Annotated in this window: 1 protein-coding gene; it reads left to right on the plus strand. The window is 38.5% G+C overall.

Annotated features, from left to right (window positions below):
• The coding region (locus J7R05_RS08010) for a glycine--tRNA ligase subunit beta (protein WP_208541849.1) at window positions 1–460 on the plus strand (460 nt) is incomplete at both ends.

Genomic DNA, 460 nt, shown 5'->3' on the forward strand with positions numbered 1-460 from the left:
GGACTAATGGGACGAAAATATGCTCTGCTTCAAGGAGAAGATCCTCGCGTAGCTGAAGCAATTGAAGACCATTATAAACCCCTAGGCCCCAAAGATCGTCTTCCGCAGGAACCTCTTGCTATAGCAGTTGCACTAGCGGATAAAATTGACATGCTCGTTGGTTTTTGGCTCATTAATGAAAAACCAACCAGTTCAAAAGATCCCTATGCGTTAAGACGTGCAGCACTGGGAATTATTAGGCTTGTGCTTTTGCGCGATTGGAAAATCAATCTTATGCCACTGTTTACTCTGGCAATGGATCTTTTTTTACAACAGAAAACCAAATATGAAACATTTCAAATAGAATCTAAACAATCGCAGAATCGATTTCTGGAAAAAAAAGAACATATTTTATCAGATCTTCTGTTATTTTTTCATGAACGTTTGAAAATCTATCTAAAAGAGGAAGGTGCTCGTTATG

This window comes from Bartonella capreoli, assembly GCF_902813205.1.
In the GTDB taxonomy this organism is placed as follows: Bacteria; Pseudomonadota; Alphaproteobacteria; order Rhizobiales; family Rhizobiaceae; genus Bartonella; species Bartonella schoenbuchensis.